This is a genomic window from Ruegeria sp. AF8 (assembly GCF_056541825.1).
Genome location: NZ_JBQFYW010000012.1, coordinates 90,852 through 116,055, shown reverse-complemented (window position 1 = coordinate 116,055; position 25,204 = coordinate 90,852). Strand labels below are relative to the sequence as shown.

31 protein-coding genes are annotated in these 25,204 nt (G+C 64.0%); 12 read left to right on the top strand and 19 right to left on the bottom strand.

Annotated features, from left to right (window positions below):
- Window positions 1-44 precede the first annotated feature (44 nt).
- From ispH to rnhA, 3 genes are read left to right on the top strand one after another with little or no spacing between them, the layout of a single operon-like run.
- The gene (gene ispH / locus ACR0AO_RS17805) at window positions 45-995 is read left to right on the top strand and encodes a 4-hydroxy-3-methylbut-2-enyl diphosphate reductase (RefSeq protein ID WP_480606358.1); all 951 of its coding nucleotides are present in this window, start codon (window positions 45-47) and stop codon (window positions 993-995) included.
- Complete coding sequence (locus ACR0AO_RS17800) at window positions 995-1,582, top strand: class I SAM-dependent methyltransferase (protein WP_480606356.1); 588 nt, start codon at window positions 995-997, stop codon at window positions 1,580-1,582. Before ispH ends, ACR0AO_RS17800 begins: the two co-directional genes overlap by 1 nt.
- On the top strand, window positions 1,575-2,045 hold the full coding sequence (rnhA, locus tag ACR0AO_RS17795; protein WP_480606353.1) for a ribonuclease HI: 471 nt from the start codon (window positions 1,575-1,577) through the stop codon (window positions 2,043-2,045). Before ACR0AO_RS17800 ends, rnhA begins: the two co-directional genes overlap by 8 nt.
- On the opposite strand, the gene ACR0AO_RS17790 is transcribed toward rnhA, so the two are convergent.
- From ACR0AO_RS17790 to def (ACR0AO_RS17755), 8 genes are all read right to left on the bottom strand, one after another.
- On the bottom strand, window positions 2,030-3,610 hold the full coding sequence (locus ACR0AO_RS17790) for a caspase family protein (protein WP_480606351.1): 1,581 nt from the start codon (window positions 3,608-3,610) through the stop codon (window positions 2,030-2,032). The genes rnhA and ACR0AO_RS17790 overlap by 16 nt on opposite strands.
- Before the next feature lie 68 nt (window positions 3,611-3,678).
- A complete protein-coding gene (speB, locus tag ACR0AO_RS17785; protein WP_480606348.1) occupies window positions 3,679-4,500 on the bottom strand; it encodes an agmatinase in 822 nt (273 codons plus the stop codon).
- 63 nt (window positions 4,501-4,563) lie between these two features.
- Complete coding sequence (locus ACR0AO_RS17780) at window positions 4,564-4,800, bottom strand: GlsB/YeaQ/YmgE family stress response membrane protein (RefSeq protein ID WP_480606345.1); 237 nt, start codon at window positions 4,798-4,800, stop codon at window positions 4,564-4,566.
- Window position 4,801: 1 nt separating this feature from the next.
- On the bottom strand, window positions 4,802-5,038 hold the full coding sequence (locus ACR0AO_RS17775; protein ID WP_480606342.1) for a hypothetical protein: 237 nt from the start codon (window positions 5,036-5,038) through the stop codon (window positions 4,802-4,804).
- Between the two features lie 12 nt (window positions 5,039-5,050).
- Window positions 5,051-5,959 carry a methionyl-tRNA formyltransferase gene (gene fmt / locus ACR0AO_RS17770; RefSeq protein ID WP_480606340.1) on the bottom strand — a complete coding sequence of 303 codons (909 nt, stop codon included), beginning with the start codon at window positions 5,957-5,959 and terminating at the stop codon, window positions 5,051-5,053.
- Window positions 5,960-6,022: 63 nt separating this feature from the next.
- Window positions 6,023-6,517: a peptide deformylase gene (gene def / locus ACR0AO_RS17765; RefSeq protein ID WP_480606338.1), complete on the bottom strand. Its 495-nt coding sequence runs from the start codon at window positions 6,515-6,517 to the stop codon at window positions 6,023-6,025.
- Window positions 6,514-7,011, bottom strand: coding sequence for a peptide deformylase (def, locus tag ACR0AO_RS17760; RefSeq protein ID WP_480606335.1), 498 nt, complete (start codon window positions 7,009-7,011; stop codon window positions 6,514-6,516). Before def (ACR0AO_RS17760) ends, def (ACR0AO_RS17765) begins: the two co-directional genes overlap by 4 nt.
- A complete protein-coding gene (def, locus tag ACR0AO_RS17755) occupies window positions 7,008-7,526 on the bottom strand; it encodes a peptide deformylase (RefSeq protein WP_480606332.1) in 519 nt (172 codons plus the stop codon). The genes def (ACR0AO_RS17760) and def (ACR0AO_RS17755) overlap by 4 nt, the downstream gene beginning before the upstream one ends.
- Before the next feature lie 94 nt (window positions 7,527-7,620).
- Between def (ACR0AO_RS17755) and ACR0AO_RS17750 the strand changes: the two genes are divergently transcribed.
- Window positions 7,621-8,793: a MalY/PatB family protein gene (locus tag ACR0AO_RS17750; RefSeq protein WP_480606329.1), complete on the top strand. Its 1,173-nt coding sequence runs from the start codon at window positions 7,621-7,623 to the stop codon at window positions 8,791-8,793.
- 2 nt (window positions 8,794-8,795) lie between these two features.
- Window positions 8,796-9,326 (top strand): L,D-transpeptidase family protein, encoded by a 531-nt coding sequence (locus ACR0AO_RS17745; RefSeq protein WP_480606326.1) that lies wholly within the window; start codon window positions 8,796-8,798, stop codon window positions 9,324-9,326.
- 3 nt (window positions 9,327-9,329) lie between these two features.
- Here ACR0AO_RS17745 and ACR0AO_RS17740 read toward each other — a convergent pair whose 3' ends face one another.
- Window positions 9,330-9,683 (bottom strand): hypothetical protein, encoded by a 354-nt coding sequence (locus tag ACR0AO_RS17740; RefSeq protein WP_480606325.1) that lies wholly within the window; start codon window positions 9,681-9,683, stop codon window positions 9,330-9,332.
- Window positions 9,684-9,897: 214 nt separating this feature from the next.
- Between ACR0AO_RS17740 and ACR0AO_RS17735 the strand changes: the two genes are divergently transcribed.
- Window positions 9,898-10,887 carry a glutathione S-transferase family protein gene (locus tag ACR0AO_RS17735; protein ID WP_480606322.1) on the top strand — a complete coding sequence of 330 codons (990 nt, stop codon included), beginning with the start codon at window positions 9,898-9,900 and terminating at the stop codon, window positions 10,885-10,887.
- On the opposite strand, the gene ACR0AO_RS17730 is transcribed toward ACR0AO_RS17735, so the two are convergent.
- A complete protein-coding gene (locus tag ACR0AO_RS17730; RefSeq protein WP_480606319.1) occupies window positions 10,869-11,231 on the bottom strand; it encodes a response regulator transcription factor in 363 nt (120 codons plus the stop codon). The two genes, ACR0AO_RS17735 and ACR0AO_RS17730, sit on opposite strands and share 19 nt — an antisense overlap.
- Before the next feature lie 196 nt (window positions 11,232-11,427).
- On the opposite strand from ACR0AO_RS17730, the gene cobD reads away from it, so the two are divergent.
- Genes cobD through ACR0AO_RS17715 form a run of 3 tightly spaced genes read left to right on the top strand, consistent with a single transcriptional unit; the run spans window position 11,428 to window position 14,518 of the window.
- Entirely contained in the window at window positions 11,428-12,405 is a 978-nt protein-coding gene (cobD, locus tag ACR0AO_RS17725) for a threonine-phosphate decarboxylase CobD (protein ID WP_480606316.1), read from the top strand.
- Window positions 12,402-13,322, top strand: coding sequence for an adenosylcobinamide-phosphate synthase CbiB (cbiB, locus tag ACR0AO_RS17720; protein ID WP_480606313.1), 921 nt, complete (start codon window positions 12,402-12,404; stop codon window positions 13,320-13,322). The genes cobD and cbiB overlap by 4 nt, the downstream gene beginning before the upstream one ends.
- Window positions 13,323-13,348: 26 nt before the next feature.
- A complete protein-coding gene (locus ACR0AO_RS17715) occupies window positions 13,349-14,518 on the top strand; it encodes a lytic murein transglycosylase (protein WP_480606310.1) in 1,170 nt (389 codons plus the stop codon).
- Window positions 14,519-14,544: 26 nt separating this feature from the next.
- Here ACR0AO_RS17715 and ACR0AO_RS17710 read toward each other — a convergent pair whose 3' ends face one another.
- The 4 genes from ACR0AO_RS17710 to ACR0AO_RS17695 are packed head-to-tail and all read right to left on the bottom strand — an operon-like array spanning window position 14,545 to window position 17,450.
- Window positions 14,545-15,150, bottom strand: a complete 606-nt coding sequence (locus ACR0AO_RS17710; protein ID WP_480606307.1) for a pyridoxamine 5'-phosphate oxidase family protein — start codon at window positions 15,148-15,150, stop codon at window positions 14,545-14,547.
- Window positions 15,137-15,877: a lysophospholipid acyltransferase family protein gene (locus ACR0AO_RS17705; protein ID WP_480606304.1), complete on the bottom strand. Its 741-nt coding sequence runs from the start codon at window positions 15,875-15,877 to the stop codon at window positions 15,137-15,139. The genes ACR0AO_RS17710 and ACR0AO_RS17705 overlap by 14 nt, the downstream gene beginning before the upstream one ends.
- Window positions 15,877-16,752, bottom strand: coding sequence for a cell division protein FtsX (locus tag ACR0AO_RS17700; RefSeq protein ID WP_480606466.1), 876 nt, complete (start codon window positions 16,750-16,752; stop codon window positions 15,877-15,879). The genes ACR0AO_RS17705 and ACR0AO_RS17700 overlap by 1 nt, the downstream gene beginning before the upstream one ends.
- Before the next feature lie 20 nt (window positions 16,753-16,772).
- The gene (locus tag ACR0AO_RS17695; RefSeq protein WP_480606301.1) at window positions 16,773-17,450 is read right to left on the bottom strand and encodes a cell division ATP-binding protein FtsE; all 678 of its coding nucleotides are present in this window, start codon (window positions 17,448-17,450) and stop codon (window positions 16,773-16,775) included.
- 184 nt (window positions 17,451-17,634) lie between these two features.
- Here ACR0AO_RS17695 and ACR0AO_RS17690 point away from each other — a divergent pair, with 184 nt between their 5' ends.
- On the top strand, window positions 17,635-18,405 hold the full coding sequence (locus tag ACR0AO_RS17690; protein ID WP_480606299.1) for a zinc-ribbon domain-containing protein: 771 nt from the start codon (window positions 17,635-17,637) through the stop codon (window positions 18,403-18,405).
- Between the two features lie 10 nt (window positions 18,406-18,415).
- Here the strand turns inward: ACR0AO_RS17690 and ACR0AO_RS17685 are convergent, their stop codons facing one another.
- From ACR0AO_RS17685 to argH, 5 genes are all read right to left on the bottom strand, one after another.
- Complete coding sequence (locus ACR0AO_RS17685) at window positions 18,416-20,947, bottom strand: TIGR02302 family protein (protein WP_480606296.1); 2,532 nt, start codon at window positions 20,945-20,947, stop codon at window positions 18,416-18,418.
- A gap of 36 nt (window positions 20,948-20,983) precedes the next feature.
- On the bottom strand, window positions 20,984-22,249 hold the full coding sequence (gene lysA, locus ACR0AO_RS17680) for a diaminopimelate decarboxylase (protein WP_480606293.1): 1,266 nt from the start codon (window positions 22,247-22,249) through the stop codon (window positions 20,984-20,986).
- 56 nt (window positions 22,250-22,305) lie between these two features.
- Window positions 22,306-22,464, bottom strand: a complete 159-nt coding sequence (locus ACR0AO_RS17675; RefSeq protein ID WP_480606290.1) for a hypothetical protein — start codon at window positions 22,462-22,464, stop codon at window positions 22,306-22,308.
- A 91-nt stretch (window positions 22,465-22,555) separates the two neighbouring features.
- Complete coding sequence (locus ACR0AO_RS17670) at window positions 22,556-22,738, bottom strand: hypothetical protein (RefSeq protein ID WP_480606287.1); 183 nt, start codon at window positions 22,736-22,738, stop codon at window positions 22,556-22,558.
- Complete coding sequence (gene argH, locus ACR0AO_RS17665) at window positions 22,735-24,126, bottom strand: argininosuccinate lyase (protein WP_480606284.1); 1,392 nt, start codon at window positions 24,124-24,126, stop codon at window positions 22,735-22,737. Before argH ends, ACR0AO_RS17670 begins: the two co-directional genes overlap by 4 nt.
- 21 nt (window positions 24,127-24,147) lie before the next feature.
- Between argH and ACR0AO_RS17660 the strand changes: the two genes are divergently transcribed.
- Window positions 24,148-24,714, top strand: a complete 567-nt coding sequence (locus ACR0AO_RS17660; RefSeq protein WP_480606281.1) for a TlpA disulfide reductase family protein — start codon at window positions 24,148-24,150, stop codon at window positions 24,712-24,714.
- A gap of 64 nt (window positions 24,715-24,778) precedes the next feature.
- Window positions 24,779-25,141, top strand: a complete 363-nt coding sequence (locus ACR0AO_RS17655) for a hypothetical protein (RefSeq protein ID WP_480606278.1) — start codon at window positions 24,779-24,781, stop codon at window positions 25,139-25,141.
- Window positions 25,142-25,204: the final 63 nt, after the last annotated feature.

Sequence of the window (25,204 nt, the reverse complement as noted above, 5' to 3'; positions counted from 1 at the left end):
GCCCGGTGAAATCTCCTACGTGTCGCGGCAAGGAGATGCTGACCATGACCAAACCGCCGCTTTCCCTGTATCTGGCCGCGCCGCGCGGGTTTTGCGCGGGGGTGGACCGCGCCATCAAGATCGTCGAGATGGCCCTGGAGAAATGGGGCGCGCCGGTCTATGTGCGCCATGAAATCGTGCACAACAAATACGTCGTGGACGGATTGCGCGAAAAAGGCGCGGTGTTCGTCGAGGAACTGGAGGAATGCCCGAATGACCGCCCGGTGATCTTTTCGGCGCATGGGGTGCCAAAATCGGTGCCCGCCGATGCCGAGCGGCGCAACATGGTTTACGTCGATGCCACCTGTCCTCTGGTCTCGAAAGTTCATGTCGAGGCACAGCGCCACGCGGATGCCGGTTTGCAGATGATCATGATCGGTCACAAGGGCCACCCCGAGACGGTCGGCACCATGGGGCAGTTGCCCGATGGCGAGGTGCTGCTGGTGGAAACGGTCGAGGATGTGGCGCAGGTGCGGGTGCGCGACCCCGACAAACTGGCCTTTGTCACCCAGACCACCCTGTCGGTGGATGACACCAAGGATATCATCGCCGCCCTCAGACAACGGTTCCCCGCCATCGTCAGTCCGCACAAGGAAGACATCTGTTACGCCACCACCAACCGGCAGGAGGCGGTCAAGGCCATCGCACCGAAATCGGATGCGCTGCTGGTGGTGGGGGCGCCGAACTCGTCCAATTCGCGCCGTCTGGTCGAGGTCGCCTCAAAAGCCGGGTGCGGATATGCCCAGCTGGTGCAGCGCGCCATCGATATCGACTGGCGCGCGCTGGAGGGCATCGCCTCGGTCGGGATCACCGCCGGGGCCTCGGCGCCGGAAGAGCTGATCAACGAAGTGATCGACGCTTTTCACCATCGCTTTGCGGTGACGGTGGAGATTGTCGAGACCGCCACCGAGAACGTGGAATTCAAGGTCCCGCGCGTGTTACGGGAACTCGCCTGATGCCGGATCAGAAAACTATCGACGTCTATACGGCGCGGGTGGCGCAGTATATGGAAATCCCGTTGCCAAAGGAACAGCTTGAGGCGCGACAGGATTTTGCCGACATGCTTGCCCCGGGCAGCTATGTGCTGGATCTGGGCTCGGGGCCCGGATCGGACAGCGCGTTTCTGATACGGCAGGGGTTGAAGGTTCGGGCAATTGACGCGACACCGGCCTTTGTCGACCGGGCGCGGGAACACGGCGTAGACGCGCATCTGGGCACCTTCGACGATGTGACCGAACAGGCCGAGTATGATGGCATCTATGCCAGCTTTTGCCTGCTGCACGCCCCCCGCGCCGACTTGCCCCGCCATCTGGCCGCGATCCACCGGGCGCTGAAACCCGGCGGGGTGTTGTTTCTGGGTCTCAAACTGGGGACCGGTGAACACCGCGACGAGTTGGGCCGGTTTTACACCTATTTCTCTCAGGCCGAGATCGAAGAGGCGCTGACCGGAGCCGGGTTCGCAATTGACCGGCATGTGACCGGGATGGGCCAGGGGCTGGCCGGGTCTTATGACGGATTCATTCTGGTATTCGCCCATGCCTGATCTGTTTGCCTATACCGATGGCGCCTGTTCCGGCAATCCCGGCCCCGGTGGCTGGGGCGTATTGCTGCGCGCCGTCGACGGCGAACGCATCCTGAAGGAACGCGAACTGAACGGCGGCGAGGCCGGGACCACCAACAACCGGATGGAATTGCTGGCGGCGATCAACGCGCTGGAGGCGCTGGAACGGCCGACCAAAATCACCGTCGTGACCGACAGCGCCTATGTCAAGAACGGGGTCACCGGCTGGATCTTCGGGTGGAAGCGGAACGGCTGGAAGACCTCGAACAAAAAGCCGGTCAAGAATGTGGAACTGTGGCAGCGGCTGGATGAGGCGCAGGCCCGCCATGAGGTGACCTGGGAATGGGTCAAGGGCCATGCCGGGCATCCGGAAAACGAACGCGCCGATGAGCTGGCGCGCGCGGGCATGAAGCCGTTCAAGAAAACCACTCAGTCGCAGTCGTAGAACTTTTTTCGCCCGCCGATGCAGTCGGATGGGCGGATGGGAACCATTTTGGTGGCGTCCTTGCGGGTGACCAGACCCGGAACGCCGGTGATCGGCTGCGTATCGCTGTTGCTTTCAGCGGCTTTCGGGGCGGGCTTGGCAGTCTTGGTGGTCGTCTGCCGCGTGGTCGTCTGCCGCGTGGTCGACTGTGATTTTGGCTTGGTCGTCTTGGCCGGGGTCGTCCTGCGGGCTACCTTGGGACAGGAGACATCGGGGTTGGCGTCCAGCGTGGCCACGAGTTCCTGATACCCGCGCACCCCGTCCTGGTACCGGTCCGTCAAAGGCAATCCCGCCTGTTTGAGAAACGCTGCCGTGGCCGCCTTTGAGCGCCGCCCGAAATCGCCGTCGATCGCGCCGAGATAGCATCCCCGTTCCTTCAGCCCTGTCTGCGCCAGCCGCGCCGCCTGATCGAGGGTCATCTCGGGTTCCTCCGCAACCGCCGGCTCGGACATCTGGTCCGGTTCGGTTTCCGGCTCCGGGCGGGCCAATGCGGGCTTTGCCGCCGGTTCGGCGGCGGGCAGTGCGGCAATCACATCGTTTTTGGGGGCCGGCCTGGGTGACGTCGCGGTCCGGTTGACGGGCCTGAGTTCCTCGCGTTTTTCCAGCGCGAAGGCATAGAGCGGGTGGGTGCTCTGATCTTCGAACCGGATCAGGAAGGCGTCCCAGGCTTCGAAACTGCCCGCGCGGTCAGCAGCGATGAAATCCTGCGAAATGGACGCTACGGTTTTCGGCATGGCGCGCGGTTCGGGCTGCGGCTGCACGAGGCCTGTGGCGCTTTCGGGATTGATCACATATTCGCCGCCGCCCAGTGAGGAATAGACAAACGGTGCCGCCCCCGGCACCGACAGGCGCATGCGGTCCCGGACCCGGCCCAGCAGTTGGCGCACATCCGTCGGCGGGCCTTCCATCGCCTCAAGGAACGCGGCGGTGAAGGGCGAGTTGGCCCCGGCAATGCCGTCGGGCGTGATTTCACCGGCGGCGGCGGCATAGGCGATCAGCGTATCGGATTCGTTGGTCTGGATATCGGCCAGACCCTGACGGGCGCTGCGGCTGCCGCCCTGCTGTTTCATCCGGGCAAGAAAGGGATTGTTGCGGCAGGCGTCAAGAACCACCATCTTCATCCGCCGCGCGCCCGAGATCTGGCGCAGGATCAGATCCATCTCGACCATTTCCAGCCCGGCATCGCGCACATCCTCGAGCCGGGCATCTACCGGCATCAGATAGTTGGTGCCGCCGATCTCGATCCCGTGCCCGGCATAATAGACCATGGCGATTTCCGACCGGTCCGCCATCGACCGAAAATTGCGCAGCGTCTCGCGCATTTGCGTGCGGTTGAGGTTGTCGGCCCGGACGACCTCGAACCCCTGTTTCTCAAGCAGATCGGAGACGTCGGCGGAATCGTTTGCCGGGTTGTCCAGCGGTGCGACCGCCCGATAATCCGAGTTTCCGATGACCAGAGCCACCCGGTCGGCCAGAGCGCAGACCGGCAGGGCGAGGACAATCAGAAACAAGGCGAGAATTCGCATCGGCACCTCCGCTTTTCACAGTTTAGCCGAGATTTGCCGCCGCTCAAACCACCAGCGCGGCGAAAAGGCTATTTGGACAACAGGCGCGCACCGATTTCCTTGACAAATTTCGCCGCCACCATGGCGGTCATGCCGTAAGGGTCGCGATGCGGGTTCAGCTCGACGATATCGGCGCCGACCAGCTGGCCGCGGAATCGGTGGATCAGGCCAATCACGTCGCGGGTGCTGAGCCCGCCGGGTTCGTGATGCGACACGCCGGGGGCGAAAGCGGGGTCGAGCGAATCGAGATCGAGCGACAGATAGACCGGGCCGTCGAATTCAATCTCAAGATCGGAACGCCAGTTCAGCATATCGATCACCTCGACCCCGAACCGGTCGGCCTGGGCACGCTGATGCGCGTTCATGGTACGGATGCCCACTTGCACCAGACGGTCGATGTCGCATTCCTCCATCACCCGGGCGAAGGGACAGCCGTGGCCGAGCCGGCCGATATCCTGGGTGTCATAGAGGTCGGGATGTGCGTCGACATGCAGGATGTTCAGGTTCGGATAGCGCGCGGCATGGGCCTTGATCAGCGGAAAGGCGACCGAGTGATCGCCGCCCAGCGACAACAGCCGCGCGCCGGTGGCGATGCGTTCCGCCGCGCCTGCTTCGATCCGGTCGATGGGAACCTGCCCGCGCATCTCGAACACGTCGAGATCGCCGGTATCCTTGAAACGCGGCGTCGCGCCGAGATCGGTGCCATCCTCGGCGGTGAGGTTGGCCGCACCACTATGGAGCGCCTCGCGGATGCGGTTGGGGGCAAAGGCCGGGCCCTGCAGAAAGGACGAGTGCAGGTCCAGCGGCACTCCCATGAGGGCGACATCGCCCGGTTCAAGATCCTGATTCATTGCCACGCCCTCGTTGTAGATCCGCCCGATCTGGACCGTATCCGCGCCGAAGGTCAAGCGCGCCTAGCGGCGGAAGTATTTCTGCCAGATCCAGATCACCAACAGCGCCCCCAGAACCGCGCCGACAAAACCCGACAGCCAGCCCATCACCGTCGCCAGCATGCGCAGGGTCAGCCCGCCGATCAGCGCGCCGACAATGCCGATGGCCATTGTGGTGGGAATGTCAGCCTCAATCCGCATCAGGCGTGTGGCCAGAAATCCGGCGGCGGCACCGATGACGATCAGGGCGACAACGGGCATGTCATTTTCTCCAGTGGGTGGGCACGATGATCAGCGCCCCGATGGAAGAGATCACCGCGTTCAGGCCCGGAGAGCCGAAACCGATCCCGAACATGATGCGAAAGAAATGGAAGATGAAAGCGCCGCCGACGCAGATGATGATGGATTGCAGATAACCGTTGCGGGTAAAGCCGGTCGTCTCGGACAGGTAGCCGACGATCCCGGCGATAATGACTGTTCCCATCAGAATCATGAACATCCCGGAGTCTCCTCAGTCGAACCGATCAGGCGGGTTCCAGCCGCGCATGACTTCCGAGACATGTGCAGCTTTCTTACCCTCTCTTTGTAGTTCGAGAATTTCGACCGCGCCATCCTTGGTCCCGATATTGAGCGCGCGGTCAGGTGCACGAACCTCGCCCGGAGGGGACCGCAGGGTCGCAGGTGTCGCGCGCAGGAACTTTATGCGTTCTCCACCCGCCATGGACCATGCGCCGGGAAAAGGGGACAATCCGTTGATCTGGCGCACAATCTCGACAGTGCCCTTTGTCCAGTCCACGCGCGCCTCGGCCTTGTCGATTTTGGCGGCATAGGTGATACCGGTTTCGTCCTGCGGGACGGCGGTGAGTTCCGGCAGACGGGCGAGCGCCTCGACGATCAGGGAGGCACCCATTTCGGAAAGGCGGTCGTGCAGGTCGGCGACGGTCTCCTCGGCCCGGATGGGCGTCGTCGATCTCAGAAGAACCGGGCCCGTGTCCAGCCCCGCCTCCATCTGCATGATGCAGATGCCGGTTTCGGCATCGCCCGCCATGATCGCGCGGTGGATCGGCGCGGCCCCGCGCCAGCGCGGCAACAGGCTGGCATGGATGTTGAGGCAGCCCTGCGCCGGCGCGTCCAGAATGGCCTGCGGCAGGATCAGCCCATAGGCCACCACCACCGCCACATCGGCCCCCAGCGCGGCAAAGGCGGCCTGGTCTTCGGGCGATTTCAGCGTGACCGGGTGGCGCACCTCGAGCCCCAGCGCTTCGGCGCGGGCATGGACGGGCGTAGGGCGGTCCTTCTTGCCGCGGCCCGCAGGGCGCGGCGGCTGGCAATAGACGGCGGCGATATCGTGGCCCGCATGAACCAGCGCGTCGAGCACCGGAACCGAGAAATCAGGCGTGCCCATGAAGATTATTCGCATGTCTGCCGTCTCCGTCGGATGGGGTTTCAATCCATCACACGTTTGTGGCGGAGCAAACCCCGCCTAGCCCAGTTTCTTTGCCTTGCGCAGCAGCATGTCGCGTTTGACCTTGCTGAGGTTGTCGAAATACATCCGGCCGTTGAGGTGGTCGATCTGGTGCTGCACGCTGGTCGCCTCGATACCGACGAAATCGCGCCGGTCCACCATGCCGTGCTCGTTGACAAACCGCACCGTCACAGCGCGCGGCCGTTTGATCGTGGCGGATACACCGGGCAGGTTCGGGCTGGCCTCTTCATGCTCGCGCAGCTCGACCGAGCGATGCAGGATTTCCGGGTTCGCCAGACGCACCGCCCGGCCCCGTTCGGCCGAACCGTCCACCACCGCCAGACGCAGCATCACGCCGATCTGCGGCGCGGCGAGGCCGACGCCGGGCATCGCCTCCATCGTGTCAATCATGTCGTCCCAGATCGCGCGGATCTCGTCGGTGATCTCATCCACCTGTTCGGCGCGGGTCTTCAGCCGTTTGTCCGGCCAGGGCAGGCAGGGGCGCACAGTCATCTCTGGGTCTCCATGTATTCGGCCTCGGCGGCACGGCGGGCATCCGCGTCGAGATGATCGAGCGTCACCACCCCGTTCAGGTGGTCGAATTCGTGCTGGATGCAGCGCGCCTCGAACCCGTCGAAATCGGCCATGTGAATGTCGCCCTCGGGCGCGGTCCACTGCACAGTGACCGCCTTGGGACGTTCGACCGCAACCATGATGCCGGGAATTGATAGGCAGCCCTCTTCCATCACCGCTGGCACCCGTTCGGCGGCCATGATCACCGGATTGATCATCGCCATCGGAGCGGGCTCGCCCTCTTTCCAGCCGCAATCCATGACAAAGAACCGTTGCATCACGCCCACCTGCGGTGCGGCCAGCCCGCGGCCCTGCGCGGCATACATGGTGTCGAACATCGACCGGATCAGATCCTGCGGCACGATGGTGTCGACCGGGTCGCATTTCTGCGACAGCCGGGGGTCGGGCCATGTCAGGATCGGCAGGACACTCACAAACGGGCCTTCTCGCGCTTGAGCTTCTGCATCTTGCGGGTGATCATCTGGCGCTTGAGCGGCTTGAGATAATCGATGAAAAGCTTGCCGTTAAGGTGGTCGATCTCGTGCTGGACGCAGGTCGCCCACAGCCCGTCGAACACTTCGGTTTGCGCGCTGCCGTTCTGGTCCATCCACGCGACCTCGACCTCGCTGGGGCGGGACACCTCGGCATATTGGTCGGGGATCGACAGGCAGCCTTCCTCATAGACATTGGTGTCTTCCGAGGCCGCTATAACCTGCGGATTGAACATCACCAGTGGGCGCGGCGCCTCACCCTCTTCCTTGACGCAATCCAGCACGATCAGCCGGTTCAGCACGCCGATCTGCGGCGCGGCCAGCCCGATGCCCGGCGCGTCATACATTGTCTCAAGCATGTCGTCGGCCAGCTTGCGCAGGTCGTCGGTGATGTCGGTCACCGGCGCGCAGACCTTTTTCAGGCGCGGATCGGGATGGATCAGAATAGTACGTTTCATGAGGGTGATTTAGGTCATTCGGCGACGCGCCGCAACGCCCCCCTTGCAACCGTCGGCAATCAGGTTAGCTTTCCCGCGATCAAACGGAGCAGACATGACTTTCAACGACCCGACCGACCGCCGCGGCACCCACAGTTCGAAATGGGACAAGATGCAGAAACTCTATGGCGTCTCGCCCGACGACGGGCTGGCGATGTGGACAGCGGATTCCGACTACAAGACCGCGCCCTGCGTTATCGAAGCGGTGCAAAAGGCGGCAGAGCACGGCGTGTTCGGATATTCGTGGGAGCATCCCGAATACCTGCAGGCGGTGCAGTGGTGGATGAAGAACCGGCACGGCTGGGACATCGACACCGACTGGGTGCTGACCTCGCAGGGTCTGGGCAATGCGATTGCGCTGTGTCTGGATGTGTGGAGCGAACCGGGCGACGGGGTGGTGATTTTCACCCCCGTCTATCACGAATTCGCCCACAAGGTGAACAAATCGGGCCGCCGGGTCGTGGAGTGCCCGCTGGTGCGCGAAGGCGACAGCTATGGTCTTGATCTCGACGATGCGCAGGCGCGGCTGGATGGGTCGGAAAAGCTGCTGTTGTGGTGTTCGCCGCAGAACCCTTCGGGGCGGGTGTGGACACCGGACGAGTTGCGCGCGGTGGCGGCGTTCGCCGAGCGCAACGGGCTGACCCTGGTCTCGGACGAAATCCACCACGATCTGGTCTATCCGGGGCACAAATTCGTGCCGATGGATGTGGCAGCACCGGAGGCGCGGGCATGGACGGTGACGCTGACGGCGGCATCCAAAACGTTCAACATCGCCGGACAGCGGACCGGGAACATGATCATTCCCGACCCCGAGCTGCGCAAGGCTATGCGGCACCGGCTGGCAACGCTGGACTATTATCCAAGCGCCCTTGGCGTGGCGATGATCACCGCCGCCTATTCGCCCGCCGGGGCCGAATGGGTCGACGCGCAGGTCGCGCATCTGGACGGCAACCGCAGGCTGTTCGACGAAACCATCGCCGCAATCCCGGGCCTGTGGTCAATGCCGTTGCAGGCGACCTTTCTGGCCTGGGTCGATTTCTCGGGGGCGGGCATGAACCATGACGAATTCGTGCGCCGCGTGCGGCAGGATGCGCGGATTGCCACCTCTTCAGGTCCCGGTTTCGGCACAGGGGGGGAAACATTCGAGCGGTTCAACCTGGCGACCCAGCGCGCGCGCGTCGAGGAGGCCTGTACCCGGCTGCGGGACACCTTCGCCGATCTGCAATAGCCATGCTGCGCCGCCTGTCCACCCTTATGGTTCTGTGTCTTGTGGCCGGGGCTGTCTGGATCGGGTGGGCGCGCTTTGGCCCGCGCCCCGCGCCGCCGCCGATGGCACCCGGGGCCGAGCGGGTCGATCACATCCTGATCGAGAAATCCGCCCGCCGCCTGACCGCGTCGCTGGACGGCGCGGTGGTGATGCGGGCCGATATCGCGCTGGGGTTCAGCCCCCGGGGCGACAAACGGGTCGAAGGCGATGGCCGCACGCCCGAGGGCATATTCACCATCGACCGGCGCAATCCGCAAAGCGCCTTTCACCTGTCGCTGGGCATCGACTATCCGCAGCCCGACGACCTGAGACGGGCGCGCGCGGACGGGACCGATCCGGGCGGCGATATCTTCATTCACGGCCAGCCCAACGGCGTGGTCGGATTGACCCTGCCCGGCGACTGGACGGCAGGATGCATCGCGGTTTCGAACGCCGAGATCGCCCGACTGTGGAGTCTGGCGGATGTCGGCACGACAGTCGAAATCAAGCCCTGAGCCTCAGTCTTCCTTACCCAGAAGAGCGATTGGCGCGTCGGGCGCGCGATAGAAATCCAGCGGCGCCTTGTCGGCGGCGAGCGTGTTGCGCTTGAATTCGTAGCGCATCTCTCCGGCTTCTTCCTCTGCGGCAACAATCAGGCACTGATAGAGGTGATTGGTTCCATCGTAGAGATCAACGAGCCCGCGCAGACGCGGCGTGGTCTCGGCCTCGACCGCGAATCCATCCGCCCAAAGACGCAGGACGCGGAAATACTCCTCTCCGGCTTCGACCCGCAAACGGCTTGTTTTCTTTAAAATAGCAATGCGCGCGGCATCCAGTTCCTTGCGCATGTCGTCGGAAATATAGGTCGTCATAAATGTCTTTCCCCCTCACGTAAGCTTAAGTGTGCGCCTGGATTTGCAAAATTCCAATGAAAGATATCCGCCGTGGTGACGGCGCGGCGGGCCTGTTGCAACAAAATCCCGCTGCGCTGTGCGCAAACGCAGGGCGGGTGCGCGGAGCCGGTGGTGGGCAGGCAGGCGACGCGGCCCTATTCTTTCAGGGAGATCCCGAAAGGAGGACAAGCGCATGGGTTTGCTTGTGGACGGCAAATGGCAGGACAAGTGGTATGACACGGAATCGACCGGTGGAGCGTTCAAGCGCTCGGCGGCGCAGTTTCGCAACTGGATCACCGCCGACGGATCGCCGGGGCTTTCCGGCACCGGCGGGTTTCAGGCCGCGTCGGGCCGGTATCACCTCTATGTCAGCAATGCCTGCCCCTGGGCGCACCGGACGCTGATCTTCCGCCAACTCAAGGGGCTGACAGATCATATCGGTGTGTCGGTGGTGCACCCGGACATGCTGGATCAGGGCTGGACCTTTGAGACGGACGCGCATGGAGCGACCGGAGACCGGCTCTATGGCCTCACCCACGCGCACCAGATCTATACCAGGGCCGATCCCGGCTATTCCGGGCGGGTGACGGTGCCGATCCTGTGGGACAGCGAGCGCGAGACGATCGTGTCCAACGAAAGCTCGGAAATCATCCGCATGTTCAACTCGGCCTTCGACGGCCTCACGGGGAACACCGACGATTACTGGCCCGAACCGATGCGCGACGAGATCGAGGCGGTGAATGCCCGCATCTATGGCAGGCTGAACAACGGCGTCTACAAATGCGGTTTCGCCACCACGCAAGAGGCCTATGACGCCGCCGTGCATCCGCTGTTCGACACCCTCGACTGGCTGGAGGAACGGCTGTCAGCCAGCCGTTACCTGATGGGCACGCGCGTGACCGAGGCCGACTGGCGGCTGTTCACCACGCTGGTGCGGTTCGATCCGGTCTATCACCTGCATTTCAAGTGCAACCGCAAGCGGGTGATCGATTACCCCAACCTCTGGGCCTATCTTCGGGAACTATATCAATGGCCGGGCGTGGCCGGCACGGTGAACATGGAACATATCGTGCGCCACTATCACTACAGCCACAACTCCATCAATCCGTACCGCATCGTCCCGATCAATCCGGTGCTGGATTATTGGCAGCCGCACCGGCGCGATCAGCGGCCCGCGGCGTAATGTTCGACCATCGCCGCCAGATCCTCTGGCGGCGTTCCGCTTTGCACGTAGGCGCAGGCATTGGGGCTGTGGGCAAAGATCGAGCCGTCCGAAAAGAAGGTGGTGTTGGTGACAAAGATCACCCGCGCGTTGGGACGGCGGTAGCTGGCGAAATCGGCCACCGCCAGCGCGCTGCCCTTTTCCAGCACCAGATCCAGGACGATGATCTCGAAGGCGCAGCCGTAAAGCGCCAGAATGGCGTCTTCCTGCGTCGGCACCAGCGTGACCTCGGCCCCCTGCCGCTGCAGGTGACGCTGCCAGACCCGGCCCAGATCCGGGTTGCTTTCAACAATCAGAACCTTCATTTGCGACATCCTCGGCACGTAATACGTTCATCATGCGTTAGTCTGTGCCTTCCCCCTTGTTCCGTGATCCGGCCAATTTCTTAACAAAATGTTAACGTGGCCGAAGCGGTCCTTGTTTCGGCCGGTTTTGCTTGTGCAAGCGGCAAGAATCCGCTTGAAGCGGGCAAATCGCAGCTTTTTCAGGCAGAGACCCGCAATGGCCGAACTGCAGGACATGGAACAGAATACAGTCGACCCCCGCGCCCGGCGCGACCACGGAGGGGGGCTGGACGGGGCGATGAAACGCTATGGCGGAGCGCGGGCGGACTGGATCGACCTGTCGACGGGCATCAACCCCGCGCCCTATCCGGTTTCCGGGCTGCAGGCCTCGGATTGGGCGGAACTGCCCGATCACGGCGCGTTCGAGGCGCTGGTGGCGGCAGCGCGCGCATTCTGGGCGGTACCCGAGGGGGCGGCGATTCTGCCGACGCCGGGCGCGTCGGCGGTGATTGCCCGCCTGCCCGCGCTGGCTGACGGCGGCACGGTGCGGATCACCCGCCCCACCTATAACGAGCATGCGGCCGCCTTTGCCGCGCAGAGCTGGCAGGTGCGCGACTGCGGGCCGGCGCAAGCGCGGGTCATCGTGCATCCCAACAACCCCGACGGCCGCCTGTGGACCGAGGCCGATGCCGACGCACCGCTGACCGTCATCGACGAGAGCTTTTGCGACGTGACGCCCGAGGCATCGCTGGTCCGTCTGGCGGAACGCCCCGGCACGGTAGTTCTGAAAAGCTTCGGCAAGTTCTGGGGACTGGCCGGCCTTCGGCTCGGCTTTGCCATTGCCCGGCCCGAGATCATCGCCCGGCTGAACGATCTGACCGGCCCCTGGGCGGTCTCGGGTCCGGCGCTGCGGATCGGGGCGCAGGCCCTGGCGGATCCTGCCTGGGCCGACGAAACCCGCGCGAAGCTGACGCGCGAGGCTGACCGGCTGGACGCGCTTGTCACCGCCAGAGGCGCGGCGATTGTCGGCGGCACCACCCTGTTCCGCCTCTACGAGGTCGATGACGCCGCCGCCTGGCAGGACCGTCTGGCGCGCGCCCATATCTGGAGCCGGGTCTTTCCCTATTCCCGAACCTATCTGCGGCTGGGGCTGCCGCCCGCCCGGGGCTGGGTCCGGCTGGAGGCGGCGCTGTGAGCACCGCGTTGCTGCTGGCTGTGGCGATGGCTCTGGATGCCGCGCTGGGAGAGCCCCGGTGGCTCTGGTCGCGGGTCCGGCATCCGGCGGTGCTGACCGGCAACCTGATCGCGGCTCTGGACAGGCGGCTGAACCGGGGCGGCAACCGGCGGCTCAGGGGCGTGGCGATCGCCGCGATTCTGGTGGTGGCGGCGATCGGTGCGGGCAAGGTACTGGCCGCGTTCGGGCCGGTGGCCGAAATCGTGGTCTGCGCCATCCTGCTGGCGCAGAAGTCGCTTGTGTCCCATGTGTCCGATGTGGCGGACGCCCTGCGCCGGTCATTGCCCGAGGGGCGGGCGATGGTGGCGCGGATCGTGTCGCGCGACACGTCGGCGATGGATCAGGCGCAGGTGGCCCGCTCGGCCATCGAAAGCGCGTCGGAAAACCTCAGCGACGGGGTGATCGCGCCAGCCTTCTGGTTTCTGGTCGGCGGCCTGCCGGGGCTGCTGGTTTACAAGGCTATCAACACGGCGGACAGCATGATCGGGTATCGCAATGAAAAATACCTGGAATTCGGCTGGGCTTCGGCACGGCTGGACGACCTGCTGAACCTGATCCCGGCGCGGCTGACCGGACTGATGATCATGGCCCTGTCCCGGCGCTTTGGCCAATGGCGCGATATTACCGCCGATGCCCGCCGCCATATCTCGCCCAACGCGGGTTGGCCCGAGGCGGCGATGGCCCGCGCGCTGGATGTGGCGCTTGCCGGGCCACGCAGCTATCACGGCCAGATTCGCGATCTGGCCTGGGTCAATGGCGGGGCGCGCAGAACCATCGGCGCATTCGAGATCACACGCGCCGTCGATATGTTGTGGCGCGTGTGGGGCCTTGTATTTGCCCTCGTTCTGCTGTGGTTTGTGCTGGCACTGATTTTCTGACCAGACAAGATGGATTGACCTGAAAGATGCGCCTGATCCCTGCCGCCTTCGCCGCCCTGCTGCTGTCCGCCCCGGCCCATGCCCAGTGCGGCGGCGGTTTCAGCGATTTCGTGGGTGGCCTGAAACGCGAGGCCGCAGCCAAAGGCCATGACACAACCACGGTGGATGCATTTTTTCAGGGCGTGCGGCAGGACGGCAAGGTTTTGAAAGCCGACCGGGCGCAGGGGGTGTTTCAGAAACCCTTCATCGAATTCTCGCGCCACCTGATCTCGCAGAACCGGATCGATCGGGGGCGGATGATGTCGGGGAAATACGATGCGGTTTTTGATCGGATCGAGGCGGAATACGGGGTGTCTCGCGGGGTGCTGCTGGCCTTCTGGGCTTTCGAGACCGATTACGGCGGCTATCAGGGTGATTTCAACACCCGCGACGCGCTGGTGACGCTGGCCCATGACTGCCGCCGCCCCGATCTGTTCCGGCCACAGATTTTTGCCGCCATCGAGCTTTATGAACAGGGCGATTTCGACCCGCAGCGCACCACCGGCGCCTGGGCGGGCGAGATCGGCATGGTGCAGATGCTGCCGCAGGACATTCTGGACAATGGGGTCGATGCCGACGGCGACGGTAAGGTGTCGCTCAAGACCTCGGCTCCCGACGCGCTGATGTCTGGGGCAAAGATGCTGTCGCATCTGGGCTGGCAGGCGGGCGAGCCGTGGCTGCAGGAGGTGACGGTGCCCGCACGAATGGACTGGTCGCTGTCGGGCCCCGGTCGCAGCCGTCCGGTGGCGGACTGGCAACAGATGGGCGTTCGCGCGCGCAACGGGGCGTTGCCGGGCGGGGGAATGCGGGCGTCGCTGATCCTGCCGCAGGGCCATCGCGGCCCGGCCTTCCTCGCCTATCCGAATTTCGACGTCTATTTCGAATGGAACCAGAGCTTTGTCTATGTCTTGACCGCCGCCTATTTCGCCACCCGTCTGGAAGGCGGCGCAATCTATGACGCGGGCAATCCGCAGGCCGGTCTGTCGGGACCGCAAATGAAGGAACTGCAGGCCAAATTGCAGGCGCGCGGTCACGATGTCGGCAAGATCGACGGAATTCTAGGCGCCGGCACCCGCGCCGCCGTACAGACGGAACAGGCGCGGCTTGGCCTGCCGGCGGATGCCTGGCCCACAGCGGCGCTGCTGAACGGTCTGTAGTTGCGTGGACGCCCGAGCGAAACCGGTTACCACATGGTGCGCGCGGCCCGCGCCGGCCACGCCAAATCATAGGCTTCTCCGCCTTCTTCTCCGCCGGTCAGTTCTGCCAGGATCTGACCCATGGTGGGAAGGCCCGCGCTTTCGTCCTGCCCCTGCCAAGTTCCGGCCCGCAACAGGGCGCGGGCGCATTGGATGTAGATTTCGTCGATTTCAATCACGATGACGGTGGCAGGCAGGATGCCCTTTTTTTCGAAGCGTGCGCGCAACCCCTCGTCGGCGGCCACGCGGGCCTGGCCGTTCACCCGCACCACGGTGTTTGAACCGGGGACGAGAAACATCAGCGACACGCGCGGGTCGGCGACGATATTGCGCAAACTGTCCAGCCGGTTGTTGCCGCGCCAGTCGGGCATCGCCAGCGTGCCCGGATCCAGTTCCAGCACCGCCGGTCCGTCATCCCCGCGCGGGCTGCCATCGGTGCCTTCCGGCCCCACCGTGCTGAGCACGCACAGGCGTGAGGCCATGATCCACTTGCGATAAAGCGGCGTCATGCGCCGCGCCACCTTCCTCAGCGAAGGGGCGGCAGGGGTGCCGTAAAGCGCTTCAAGCGCCGCGATATCTTCAATGAACCGCATCGGGATTGAACCCCACTTCCCGCATCAACGCATTCGACCGGCTTTCGACATCCTGTTCCAGCCGCGCCATGAAATCCCCGCGCTCGACGCCGGGCTGGATCGGATCGAGGAATTCCACGATTGCGTGACCGGGTTTGCGCAGGATGCCGGTGCGCGGCCAGAACACGCCGACATTGGTGGCGGCGGGCACGCATGGGTTGTTCAGCCCTTCGTACAGCACCGCCGTACCGACCTTGTAGGGCTTGTGCGCGCCGGGCGCGACGCGGGTGCCCTGAGGGTAGATGATCAGCTGCCCCGGTTCTTCGAATTCCCTGGCCACATCCTTGACCATCCTGGCGATGGCGGCGCCCTTCTTGCCCCGGTTCACCGGAATGCAGCCCAGCCGCTTGGCGTAAAGCCCGATCACGGGCGTCCAAAGCAATTCACGTTTCATGATGAACTTGGCGTGCGGAACCGCGTCGAATATCAGCAGGATATCGAAAAAGGACTGATGCTTGGCGGCGATCATCACCTCGCCGGTCGGCACCGTCCCGCGCACCTCGCCGCGCAGGCCCAGCATCCAGCGCGCCAGCCAGATCGTCGAACGCGCATACAGCTTGCAGGCGCGCAGCGCGCCGCGTTTCGAAAACAGGGCATAGGGCGCAAACAGGATGCCCAGAACACCCATCCAGCCATAGATCACGATCACGAAGACCAAAGAGCGAAGCCATTGGAACGCAATTGCCACTATGATAGCTCCTTCAATCTGCGATGCGCCGCAGCCCAGGTGGCGGCAAAGGCGACAATCGCGCCCAAAGGCGGGATCAGCAAGGGGAATAACCATCCCGCCCCCTGAAAGCCCAGCCCGGTCAGGAACCCTCCGGCGTCCGAGGCGTCCGGCAAAAGCAGCACCCCCGCTATGCCGAAAAGAACACCGGCGGCAGACCCGATCAGGGCGCGCACCGAAAAGCGGCGCACGAATGCGCCGGCGATGAACCGGTCGCGGGCGCCGATCAGGCGCAGCACCTCGATCACCTGGGCGTTGGCCGACAGCGCCGCGTTGGCCGCCAGCGTGATCATCGCCGCCGTCGCCCCGCCGATCAGCAGAACGGAAATCAGCGCCAGCCGCCGCAGCGCCTGCGCCGCATCGACCAAAGGCTGTCGCCAACGGGTGTGATCGTCCAGCACCGCGCCGGGAACCTCGGCGCTGAGCCGCAGGCGCAGGCCAGCCGCGTCATAGCCATTCTCGTCTTTCAGAATCTCGATCAGCTGCGGCACGGGCAGGCTGTCCAGCGGCAGATCCGGCCCGAACCACGGCGACAGGAGCGCCGCCTGCTCTTCGCTCGACAGCGCCCGCGCCGAGGCGATGCCTGGGGTTTGCCGCAACACCTTCAGCGCCACGTCCGTCTGGGCAGCGCGCTGTTCCGCCGGGGCGCTGATGCGCAGCGTGGCCGCGCTGGCCAGTTCCGAGGCCCACCGGTCGGCCAGCCGCCCTGCCGCCAGCGACAGCGCCAGCGCGAACACCGCAAGAAAAGCCATCGCGGCGGACACGAACACTGTCAGCCGGGCGGTGATGCCGGTCGGCGGCACGACACGGTCCGCCCGCTTGTCGCCGCGCAGCATATTGCGGACCACTTCCCTGTTCACAGATCCGCCCCCGCAAGTTGCAGCCGCCGTTGGGATATCCGCAGAACCCGCGCCTGTATCTGGTTCTTGACGGCCCGGATCAGGCTCATGTCATGGGTTGCGACAACCACCGTCTTTCCCATCCGGTTCAACTCGATCAGCAGATGCAACAGCCGCTGCGACATGTCCCAGTCGACATTGCCGGTCGGCTCGTCCGCCAGCACCACGTCGGGCGACATGATCACCGCCCTTGCCAGCGCCACACGCTGCCGCTCACCCCCCGACAGTTCCTGCGGATGGGCGTCGGCGTGATCGCCCAGGCCGACCCATTGCAGCAATTCGCGCAAGTTGGTTTCGTCGTCCTTGGGATCGCGGCCGGACACCAGCAGCGGAAGCGAGACATTCTCGGTCACCGACAGATGATCCAGAAAGCGGCAGTCCTGATGGACCACGCCGATCCGCCGGCGCAGCACTGCCAACTGGTCACGGTCCAAACCCCGCATGTTTTGGCCAAAGGCGCTGAGCGAGCCGGACGTCGGAACCAGCGCGCCATAGCAGAGTTTCAGAAAGGTCGTCTTTCCCGACCCGGACGGTCCGGTGAGAAAATGAAACGAGCCCGGCGACAGTTGCACGGAAACATCGCACAACAACTCGCGTCCACCGTAGCCGCAGCTTACATTGTCCAGCTCGATCAATTCCCGCTCCCGTTGGTATTTTGGCCTTCTTGCCTCAGGCGGGTGTCGGTTTCAATGCCCGCACCTGCCCAGGATATGGCGCAGTTGTGGAATGATTTTGAAAACGCCCTTTGCCTACTGGTTGTAAACGATTATCATTCAGCAAAAAACCACACACACGCCGCGAGCAAGGCCTGGAGGCAGTATGCGTCTGACATGTCCGAAATGCAGTGCCAAATATGAGGTGCCGGACGAAGTTATCCCGACAAACGGTCGCGATGTGCAATGCTCGAATTGCGACGAGATCTGGTTTCAGAATCATCCGGATCATCCCAGGGTTGAAATTCCGGGTGGCCCGCCGGAACCGGCAAAACAAGAGGAGTCGGCACCTTCCCCGGTGGAAATCGCCTTGCAGAAAAATATGCGGGCGGCGCCGGAAACGGCACAGACCCCGGAGCCTGAACCAGAACCCGCCGCCGCACCGGCCCCCGAGCCAAAGCGCGAGCGCAGCCTGGATCCCGCTGTCGCCAACATCCTGCGCGAGGAGGCCGCGCGGGAATCAGAGCTTCGCGCCAAAGAGGCCGACTCACTGGAAAGCCAGCCAGAGCTTGGGCTGGAGACGGCCTCCGTCAGCAACGCGCCGCCAAAGCCCGAACCCGAAAAACCGGCATCCACGATGCCGCGCAGCAATGCGCTGCCGGATGTCGACGAGATCAACTCTTCGCTACGTGGTAGAGACAACGGCAGAACCAGCGGCGCGGCTTCGCGGAGCAGCACCAGCCGCGGGTCCACCGGATTTTTGCGCGGTTTCGCGCTGATCGTCATTCTGGGCGTCGGGCTGATGATGGTATACGGCAACGCCGCGCAGATATCGCATTCGATTCCGCAGGCCGATCCGATGCTTCAGGCCTATGTCACCATGGTCGATCAGGCGCGCGTCTGGCTCGAGGCCAAGGCCGCCGCCATTCAGCCCTGACGATCCGGGATCAGAACCGTTCCAGCAACCGCTTGAGGTAGTCCAGTTCGATTTTCGGACGGTCGGTTTCGCCGCTGCGCCTGCGAATCTCATCCAGCAGCTCGCGGGCGCGGCGATAGACATCATCGCCCCGCAAAAGGTTTTCGTCGGTTTCGATCGAACCGACAGCTCCCTGATTGCGCCCCAGCGGGTCGCGCCTGCGGGCCTGCATATCGCCCGCTTCAGTGCCCTGTCCCGGCTGGCCCTGCTGTTGCGCCAGAGCTTCGCCCAGCGCCCGCATGCCCTCGCGCAGCGCGTCGATGGCCTCGGACTGGCGGTCGATGGCATCCGCCAGATCGTCGTTGCGCAGCGCCTCTTCGGCGCCTTCCATCGCCCGCCCCGCACGGCCAAGCGCATCCCGCGCCTCGTCACCTTCGGGCGTGCCCTGCCCCGGCAAGTTCTGCTGCTGCCGGCGAAGCTCGTCACGCAACGCCTGCTGCCGGTCCGCCAGCGTACCCTGGCCCTGCTGGCCCTCTCCGGGCTGGTCGCCCGGGTTCTGCCCGCCCTGGCCTTCGTGGCTTTGGCCGCGGCCCTGGCCGCCCGAGCGGCCTTCGTTGTTCTGGCTTTCACCGGACCGGGCGCCGGGGTTGAACTGTTCCTGCAAATCGCGGAACGCCTGATCGCTCAGCCCCTGCTGGTTGCGCAGGGTCTCGGCCAGCCCTTCCATCGCCTGCTGGCCTTCGGACTGACCGTTCTGGCCCTGGCTTTGGGTGACGCGCATGTTCTCCATCATCTGCTGGAACTCCTGCAGCGCCTGCTGCGCCTCGGCCATCCGGCCCTGTTCCATCAGTTCCTGAATGCGGTCCATCATGCGCTGCAGATCATCCTGAGTCATCTGCATGGATTCGCCGTTGGGGCCTTGCGGTTGTTGCGTGCCGTCCTGCTGCGCCTGCCGCTGCAGCTGTCGCAGATAGTCGTCGGTGGCCTCGCGCAGTTCCTGCATCAGTTCCGCGATCTCTTCATCCGAAGCCCCGTTCTTCATCGCTTCGGTCAGGCGTTCCTGCGCCCGGCGCAGCCGTTCCAGCGCATCGCTCAGGGTGCCTTCCTCGATGAGGATCGCCAGATCCCACAGCGCCTGCGCGATTTCGGCCTGCTGTTCGGGCTTCAGGCCGAATTCGGTAAAGGTTTCCAGCCGCCGCAGAATCACACGCAGCCGCAGATAGGCGGTTTCCGAGCGGAAAACATCCTCGGGCCGGTGCGAGACCGCGCGCAACAGTTGCGCCACCCGCACAGCGTTCGACTTTGCCCACAGCAGATCGCGCCGCTGTTCGATCACCGCGGCCGCCAGCGGGTCGAAAAAGCGCCGGGCGGGCAGATCGGTGGCATAGGGCGCGGCATCGGTTCGCTGCTCGGGGGCATCCAGCGCCGACAGAGTGATCCTGACCGGCAGATGCGCCCATGGATGCTGCGAGAAATCCTCGATCAGGTCCTCTTCGAAATCGCTGCGGTCCCCGGCGATCGGCAGGGGCAGTTGCACCGTGATCCTGTCGCGGGTATCGGGATCGGCAGCCAGCCCGTGCCGGCGGTCAACCGCGGCCAGGTCAAGTTCGATGACGGCCTCGCCGCCGGTGATGCCATAGTCATCCCTGGCGGCAAAGGGCAGGATCATCTGGCCGCCGGGTTCCGCCTCGGCCGCGCCCGTCACCTTGATCCATGGCGGCTGGTCCGGCACGACGTCGAGCGTCCATGCCCGCCCGCCCGGCCCGTCGATCCTGAGGACACCGGACCTGTCCGACCGGAACTCCTGTTCGGTCGCGGTCGCATCCTGCGTTCCCGCTTGCGAAACGGTCTCGGTCAGGGACAGCGCGCCCACCTGCCCGTAAAACCGCAATGTCACACGGCTGCCCCCGGGCACCTCGATCGGGTCAATGGGCAGATCGGCCAGGTACAGCGTCGGCCGCCCGGTATAGCGCGGCGGCTCGATCCAGCCCTCCCAGGTCGGCCCCTGCGCCGCCGTGGCCGCGCCGGGCGCCATTTCGGCAACCGAGCCGATCCGCCACAGCGATCCGAACAGCACGGCGACCACCAGCGTCATCAGTGCGGAATACCTCAGGCCAAACGGATCGCGCGCCGCCAGATTGAGGTCGGGCCTGGCGGGGCGTGCCCGCGATGCGCGCGCCGCCATCCTATGCTGATGCGCCTGCCACAGGGCGACTGAGGCCCGGTCCATCGTCCCGATGGCCTGATCATCCAGAAGCGCCTGAATCGGGCGACCCGGCAGGGTTTCGTCCAGTCGCGCCAGCACATCGGCGTATCGCGGCCAGTGAAACCGCCTGATGCCCAGGCCCAGCGTCACCAGCAGGCCAAGACCGGCAATTGCGCCGACGGCCCATACCGCCTCGGTCGGGACAAGGTCGTGCAGGCCCAGCATCAGCAATGCGAGCGTCGCCATCAGGATGGAAATTGCGGGCCAGAACGACCGCAGCACCTGTTCGGCCAACAGACCCGCGCGCGTCAGCCACAGGGTGAGTCTGGGAACCGGAAGTGGTGTCTTGACGTTCACAGCGGGCCTCCTGCCGGGGCCCGCGCGGTCATCGCGTCAGAGCCACTCGGGTATGGTATCGCGGATTATGATTTCGTCAAAGGTCGGACGTTTGCGAATAACCGCGAATTGATCCCCATTGACCAGAACTTCGGGAATCATCGGGCGGGTGTTGTATTCGCTGGCCATCACCGCGCCATAGGCCCCGGCGCTGCGAAACGCGATCAGGTCGCCGGCGGATAGCGGGGGCATGTCGCGCTGCTTGGCAAAAGTGTCGCCGGTTTCGCAGACCGGCCCGACGATGTCATAACTGCGCGCCTCCTGTCCCGGCTCGGGTTCCGTCACCGGGACGATATCGTGATATGCCTCGTACATCGCCGGGCGGATCAGGTCGTTCATCGCACCGTCCACGATCAGGAAATCGCGCCCCTCGCCTGATTTCACATAGATCACCTTGCTGACCATCAGCCCGGCATTGCCTGCGATCAGGCGGCCCGGCTCGATCTCGATCTCGCAGCCCAGATGACCAAGGGTTTTCTTGATCAATTCCCCATATTCGACCGGCAGCGGCGGCGCCTCGTTCGAGCGGGTATAGGGAATGCCCAGCCCCCCGCCCAGATCGAGGCGGCGGATGTCATGCCCTTCGGCGCGGAGCTGTCCGGTCAGTTCGGCGACTTTCCGGTAGGCCAGTGCGAACGGTTCCAGCTCGGTCAGTTGCGAGCCGATATGGACGTCGATGCCGATCACTTCCAATCCCGGCAGCCTGGCGGCATGGGCATAGACCTGCGAGGCGCGGGCGATGGGGATGCCGAACTTGTTCTCGGACTTGCCGGTCGCAATCTTGGCATGGGTCTTGGCATCCACATCCGGGTTCACCCGCACGGTGATGGGGGCGACGGTGCCCAATTCCAGTGCGATGGCGTTGATCACTTCCATCTCGGGCTCGGATTCGACGTTGAACTGCCGGATGCCGCCGGTCAGAGCGGTGCGAATCTCATCCGCCGTCTTGCCGACACCCGAGAACACGATCCGCTCTCCCGGCACGCCTGCGGCTTTGGCGCGCAGGTATTCACCGACCGAAACCACGTCCATCCCCGCCCCGGCCTGCGCCAACGTCCTTAGGATGGCCTGGTTGCTGGCCGCCTTCATCGCATAGCAGACAAGGTGATCGGTGCCTTCCAGCGCCTCGTCGAACAGCCGGAAATGCCGCAGCAGCGTGGCCGTCGAATAGACATAGAACGGGGTCCCCACCGAAGCGGCGATCTCGGTTATCGGAACGTCTTCGGCGAAAAGCGCGCCGTCGCGATAGATGAAGTGATCCATGCGCCCGCGCTTAGACCAAAAGAGGCATACGGATCAAATGATTCCGCGTGGCTGCCTCAAAACCTGCTGGAAACCCCGACACGGGCATAACCCGAAACCCGGATGCCGGGCTCCGCTGGTTCGGACTGCCATCGTGGCTCTGCCGGCGCCGACGACGTACCTGTCTCGCAGGCCGCCAGAACAAGGATGGGCAGGATCAGAACGGCAATTTTCATTCGAGCGCCTTCAGCTTTCAAAATCACAGCCGGACAGGCTGCTGCGATCTCAAAATGGTGACCGCTGGTGATGGATCAACCGTCAGGCCGTTCAGAATCCGAAAAAGACGCCGACCGGCCCCTTTTGCAGGCCAACGGCGCCGGCGGTGTGGATACCGCTGCTCGAAACGCCGACGCCTGCGCTCACTGTCGGCTGTATCGGTTCGCCATCCGCACCACACCCGGCCAGCAGCAAGGCCACTACGAGAATCGAAATGGTTCGAATCAGGGTCATCCGAGAGTCGCCTTCCACCGCTCGATCTGTTGCCGCACCTGCGACGGGGCGGTGCCGCCATAGGACTGGCGCGAGTTTACAGAATTTTCCACGCCAAGGACAGAATAGACATCTGCGGTGATCCCGGCATGGGCCGACTGCATCTCGTCCAGCGACAGGTCCGGCAGGTCACAGCCCTTCTTCTCGGCCAGCGCCACCAGCGCACCGGTAACGTGGTGGGCGTCGCGGAATGGCAGGCCCGGCACCCGCACCAGCCAGTCGGCCAGATCGGTGGCGGTGGAGAAGCCCGAGCCGGCTGCGGCGGCCAGACTTTCGCGGTTGGCGGTCATGTCGCGGACCATGCCCTCCATCGCCGCCAGCGCCAGCATCCAGTTGTCGGCGGCGTCAAACACCTGCTCCTTGTCTTCCTGCATGTCCTTGGAATAGGCCAGCGGCAGACCCTTCATCACCATCATCAGCGCGGTGTTGGCCCCAAAGATCCGCCCCACCTTGGCGCGGATCAGTTCGGCGGCATCGGGGTTCTTTTTCTGCGGCATGATCGACGAGCCGGTCGAGAACCGGTCGCTGAGCGTCACGAACCGGAACTGGGCCGAGGACCAGATCACCAGCTCTTCGGCAAAGCGCGACAGATGCACGGCGCTGATCGAGGCCGTCGAAAGGAATTCCAGCGCGAAATCACGGTCGCTGACGGCGTCCAGCGAGTTGGCGGCGGGACGGTCAAAGCCCAGCGCCTCGGCTGTCATATGGCGGTCAATCGGAAAGGACGTCCCCGCCAGCGCCGCAGCACCCAGCGGCGATTCGTTCATCCGGGCGCGGGCGTCGCGGACGCGGGACAGATCGCGGCCGAACATCTCGACATAGGCCATCATATGGTGGCCCCAGGTCACCGGCTGCGCGGTCTGCAGATGGGTAAAGCCGGGCATGACCCAATCGGCCCCCGCCTCGGCCTGGCCGAGGAGCGCGCGCAAGAGCGCAACGAGACCGCTTTCCGCCGCATCCAGCTGGTCGCGCACCCAGAGTTTGAAATCCGTCGCCACCTGGTCATTGCGCGAACGGCCCGTGTGCAGGCGGCCCGCCGGTTCTCCGATGATCTCCTTCAGCCGCGCCTCGACATTCATGTGAATGTCCTCCAGTGCGGTCGAAAATTGGAACTCTCCCCGCTCGATCTCTGACAAGACTGTGAGCAGCCCTTTCCGAATGGCCTCGGCATCGCTATCAGTTATGACACCCGTGGCGGCCAGCATGGCGGCATGGGCCCGCGAGCCTGCAATGTCTTGCGCCGCCATCCGCTTGTCGAACCCGATCGAAGCATTTATTGCCTCCATGATCGCGTCTGGCCCGGCGGCAAAGCGGCCGCCCCACATCTGGTTCGAGGATTGATCGGTCATGTTGGAAAACCCGGAGTTGATATGCGCCTGTTTCGTCTGATCCCCCTTTATATGGCCCTCGCGTTGGGTGCAAACACCGCGATGGGCGCGGATGTCGCAACCCTCGAATCGCTTAGGGACGGCAGCCTGAAGCGGCTGATCCTGCATTCCGAGCCGAAACCCGTCGAAGTGGTCGAGTTCGAGCTCGAGGATGACAAGGGTACCGGATCGCTTGCAGATTACCGGGGCAAGTACGTGTTGCTGAACTTCTGGGCCACCTGGTGCGCGCCCTGCCGCAAGGAAATGCCGCAGATCGCCGAATTGCAGGCAGAATTCGGCGGCGACAAGTTTCAGGTTCTGACCCTGGCGACCGGGCGCAACACACCCGCCGGGATCAAGAAGTTTTTCGAAGAAAACGGTATCACCAACCTGCCACGCCATCAGGACCCGAAACAGGCCGTAGCGCGCGAGATGGGCGTAATCGGTCTGCCGATTACCGTAATCATCGACCCTGAGGGCCGCGAAATCGCCCGCCTGATCGGAGATGCCGAGTGGAATTCCGACAGCGCCAAAGCCATCATTTCAACCCTGCTCAGCGCGGAAAGCTGACCAGACAGAGACACAATCGCCGAATCATGCTACTGTTTCATCCTTTGATTAGGGGGGATTAGCTATGAAATTGACTGCCTTACTGGCGGCTGTGGTCGGCGTGTTCCTGATGGCGGCAACTGGCGCCGAAGCAAAGGACATCCGCAAAAAGCAGCAGTTCCTGGAGTCTGTGGCCGGCAAGAAACTGGTCAGTGGAGAGACTTGGTTCGTAATATCAGCGGACGGAAAAATCTCGGGCGTCGGCCGGAACAAAGCCAAGGTGGTCGGCGCATGGGCCTGGAACAGAAGGTACTGGTGCCGCAATGTCGTTGTTGGTGACAAGGCCTTGCCGGAAGACTGCCAGAAGGTTGCGATTGAAGGCAATCAGGTCACGTTCACCCGCGACAAGGGAAAAGGTGAATCGGCGACTTTCACGATTTCCAATTAGAACCACGTCGTCTTTTCCATTTTATGCTACACTGAACCCGGCTCGTTACGAGCCGGTTCTCAT

What these genes read in the sequence shown, in the direction of transcription:
- ispH (WP_480606358.1), top strand. Translation starts at nt 45, where the DNA reads ATGACCAAACCGCCGCTTTCCCTGTATCTGGCCGCGCCGCGCGGGTTT.
- ACR0AO_RS17800 (WP_480606356.1), top strand. Translation starts at nt 995, where the DNA reads ATGCCGGATCAGAAAACTATCGACGTCTATACGGCGCGGGTGGCGCAG.
- rnhA (WP_480606353.1), top strand. Translation starts at nt 1,575, where the DNA reads ATGCCTGATCTGTTTGCCTATACCGATGGCGCCTGTTCCGGCAATCCC.
- ACR0AO_RS17790 (WP_480606351.1), bottom strand. Translation starts at nt 3,610, where the DNA reads ATGCGAATTCTCGCCTTGTTTCTGATTGTCCTCGCCCTGCCGGTCTGC.
- speB (WP_480606348.1), bottom strand. Translation starts at nt 4,500, where the DNA reads ATGAATCAGGATCTTGAACCGGGCGATGTCGCCCTCATGGGAGTGCCG.
- ACR0AO_RS17780 (WP_480606345.1), bottom strand. Translation starts at nt 4,800, where the DNA reads ATGCCCGTTGTCGCCCTGATCGTCATCGGTGCCGCCGCCGGATTTCTG.
- ACR0AO_RS17775 (WP_480606342.1), bottom strand. Translation starts at nt 5,038, where the DNA reads ATGTTCATGATTCTGATGGGAACAGTCATTATCGCCGGGATCGTCGGC.
- fmt (WP_480606340.1), bottom strand. Translation starts at nt 5,959, where the DNA reads ATGCGAATAATCTTCATGGGCACGCCTGATTTCTCGGTTCCGGTGCTC.
- def (WP_480606338.1), bottom strand. Translation starts at nt 6,517, where the DNA reads ATGACTGTGCGCCCCTGCCTGCCCTGGCCGGACAAACGGCTGAAGACC.
- def (WP_480606332.1), bottom strand. Translation starts at nt 7,526, where the DNA reads ATGAAACGTACTATTCTGATCCATCCCGATCCGCGCCTGAAAAAGGTC.
- ACR0AO_RS17750 (WP_480606329.1), top strand. Translation starts at nt 7,621, where the DNA reads ATGACTTTCAACGACCCGACCGACCGCCGCGGCACCCACAGTTCGAAA.
- ACR0AO_RS17745 (WP_480606326.1), top strand. Translation starts at nt 8,796, where the DNA reads ATGCTGCGCCGCCTGTCCACCCTTATGGTTCTGTGTCTTGTGGCCGGG.
- ACR0AO_RS17740 (WP_480606325.1), bottom strand. Translation starts at nt 9,683, where the DNA reads ATGACGACCTATATTTCCGACGACATGCGCAAGGAACTGGATGCCGCG.
- ACR0AO_RS17735 (WP_480606322.1), top strand. Translation starts at nt 9,898, where the DNA reads ATGGGTTTGCTTGTGGACGGCAAATGGCAGGACAAGTGGTATGACACG.
- ACR0AO_RS17730 (WP_480606319.1), bottom strand. Translation starts at nt 11,231, where the DNA reads ATGAAGGTTCTGATTGTTGAAAGCAACCCGGATCTGGGCCGGGTCTGG.
- cobD (WP_480606316.1), top strand. Translation starts at nt 11,428, where the DNA reads ATGGCCGAACTGCAGGACATGGAACAGAATACAGTCGACCCCCGCGCC.
- ACR0AO_RS17715 (WP_480606310.1), top strand. Translation starts at nt 13,349, where the DNA reads ATGCGCCTGATCCCTGCCGCCTTCGCCGCCCTGCTGCTGTCCGCCCCG.
- ACR0AO_RS17710 (WP_480606307.1), bottom strand. Translation starts at nt 15,150, where the DNA reads ATGCGGTTCATTGAAGATATCGCGGCGCTTGAAGCGCTTTACGGCACC.
- ACR0AO_RS17700 (WP_480606466.1), bottom strand. Translation starts at nt 16,752, where the DNA reads ATGCTGCGCGGCGACAAGCGGGCGGACCGTGTCGTGCCGCCGACCGGC.
- ACR0AO_RS17690 (WP_480606299.1), top strand. Translation starts at nt 17,635, where the DNA reads ATGCGTCTGACATGTCCGAAATGCAGTGCCAAATATGAGGTGCCGGAC.
- lysA (WP_480606293.1), bottom strand. Translation starts at nt 22,249, where the DNA reads ATGGATCACTTCATCTATCGCGACGGCGCGCTTTTCGCCGAAGACGTT.
- ACR0AO_RS17675 (WP_480606290.1), bottom strand. Translation starts at nt 22,464, where the DNA reads ATGAAAATTGCCGTTCTGATCCTGCCCATCCTTGTTCTGGCGGCCTGC.
- ACR0AO_RS17670 (WP_480606287.1), bottom strand. Translation starts at nt 22,738, where the DNA reads ATGACCCTGATTCGAACCATTTCGATTCTCGTAGTGGCCTTGCTGCTG.
- argH (WP_480606284.1), bottom strand. Translation starts at nt 24,126, where the DNA reads ATGACCGATCAATCCTCGAACCAGATGTGGGGCGGCCGCTTTGCCGCC.
- ACR0AO_RS17660 (WP_480606281.1), top strand. Translation starts at nt 24,148, where the DNA reads ATGCGCCTGTTTCGTCTGATCCCCCTTTATATGGCCCTCGCGTTGGGT.
- ACR0AO_RS17655 (WP_480606278.1), top strand. Translation starts at nt 24,779, where the DNA reads ATGAAATTGACTGCCTTACTGGCGGCTGTGGTCGGCGTGTTCCTGATG.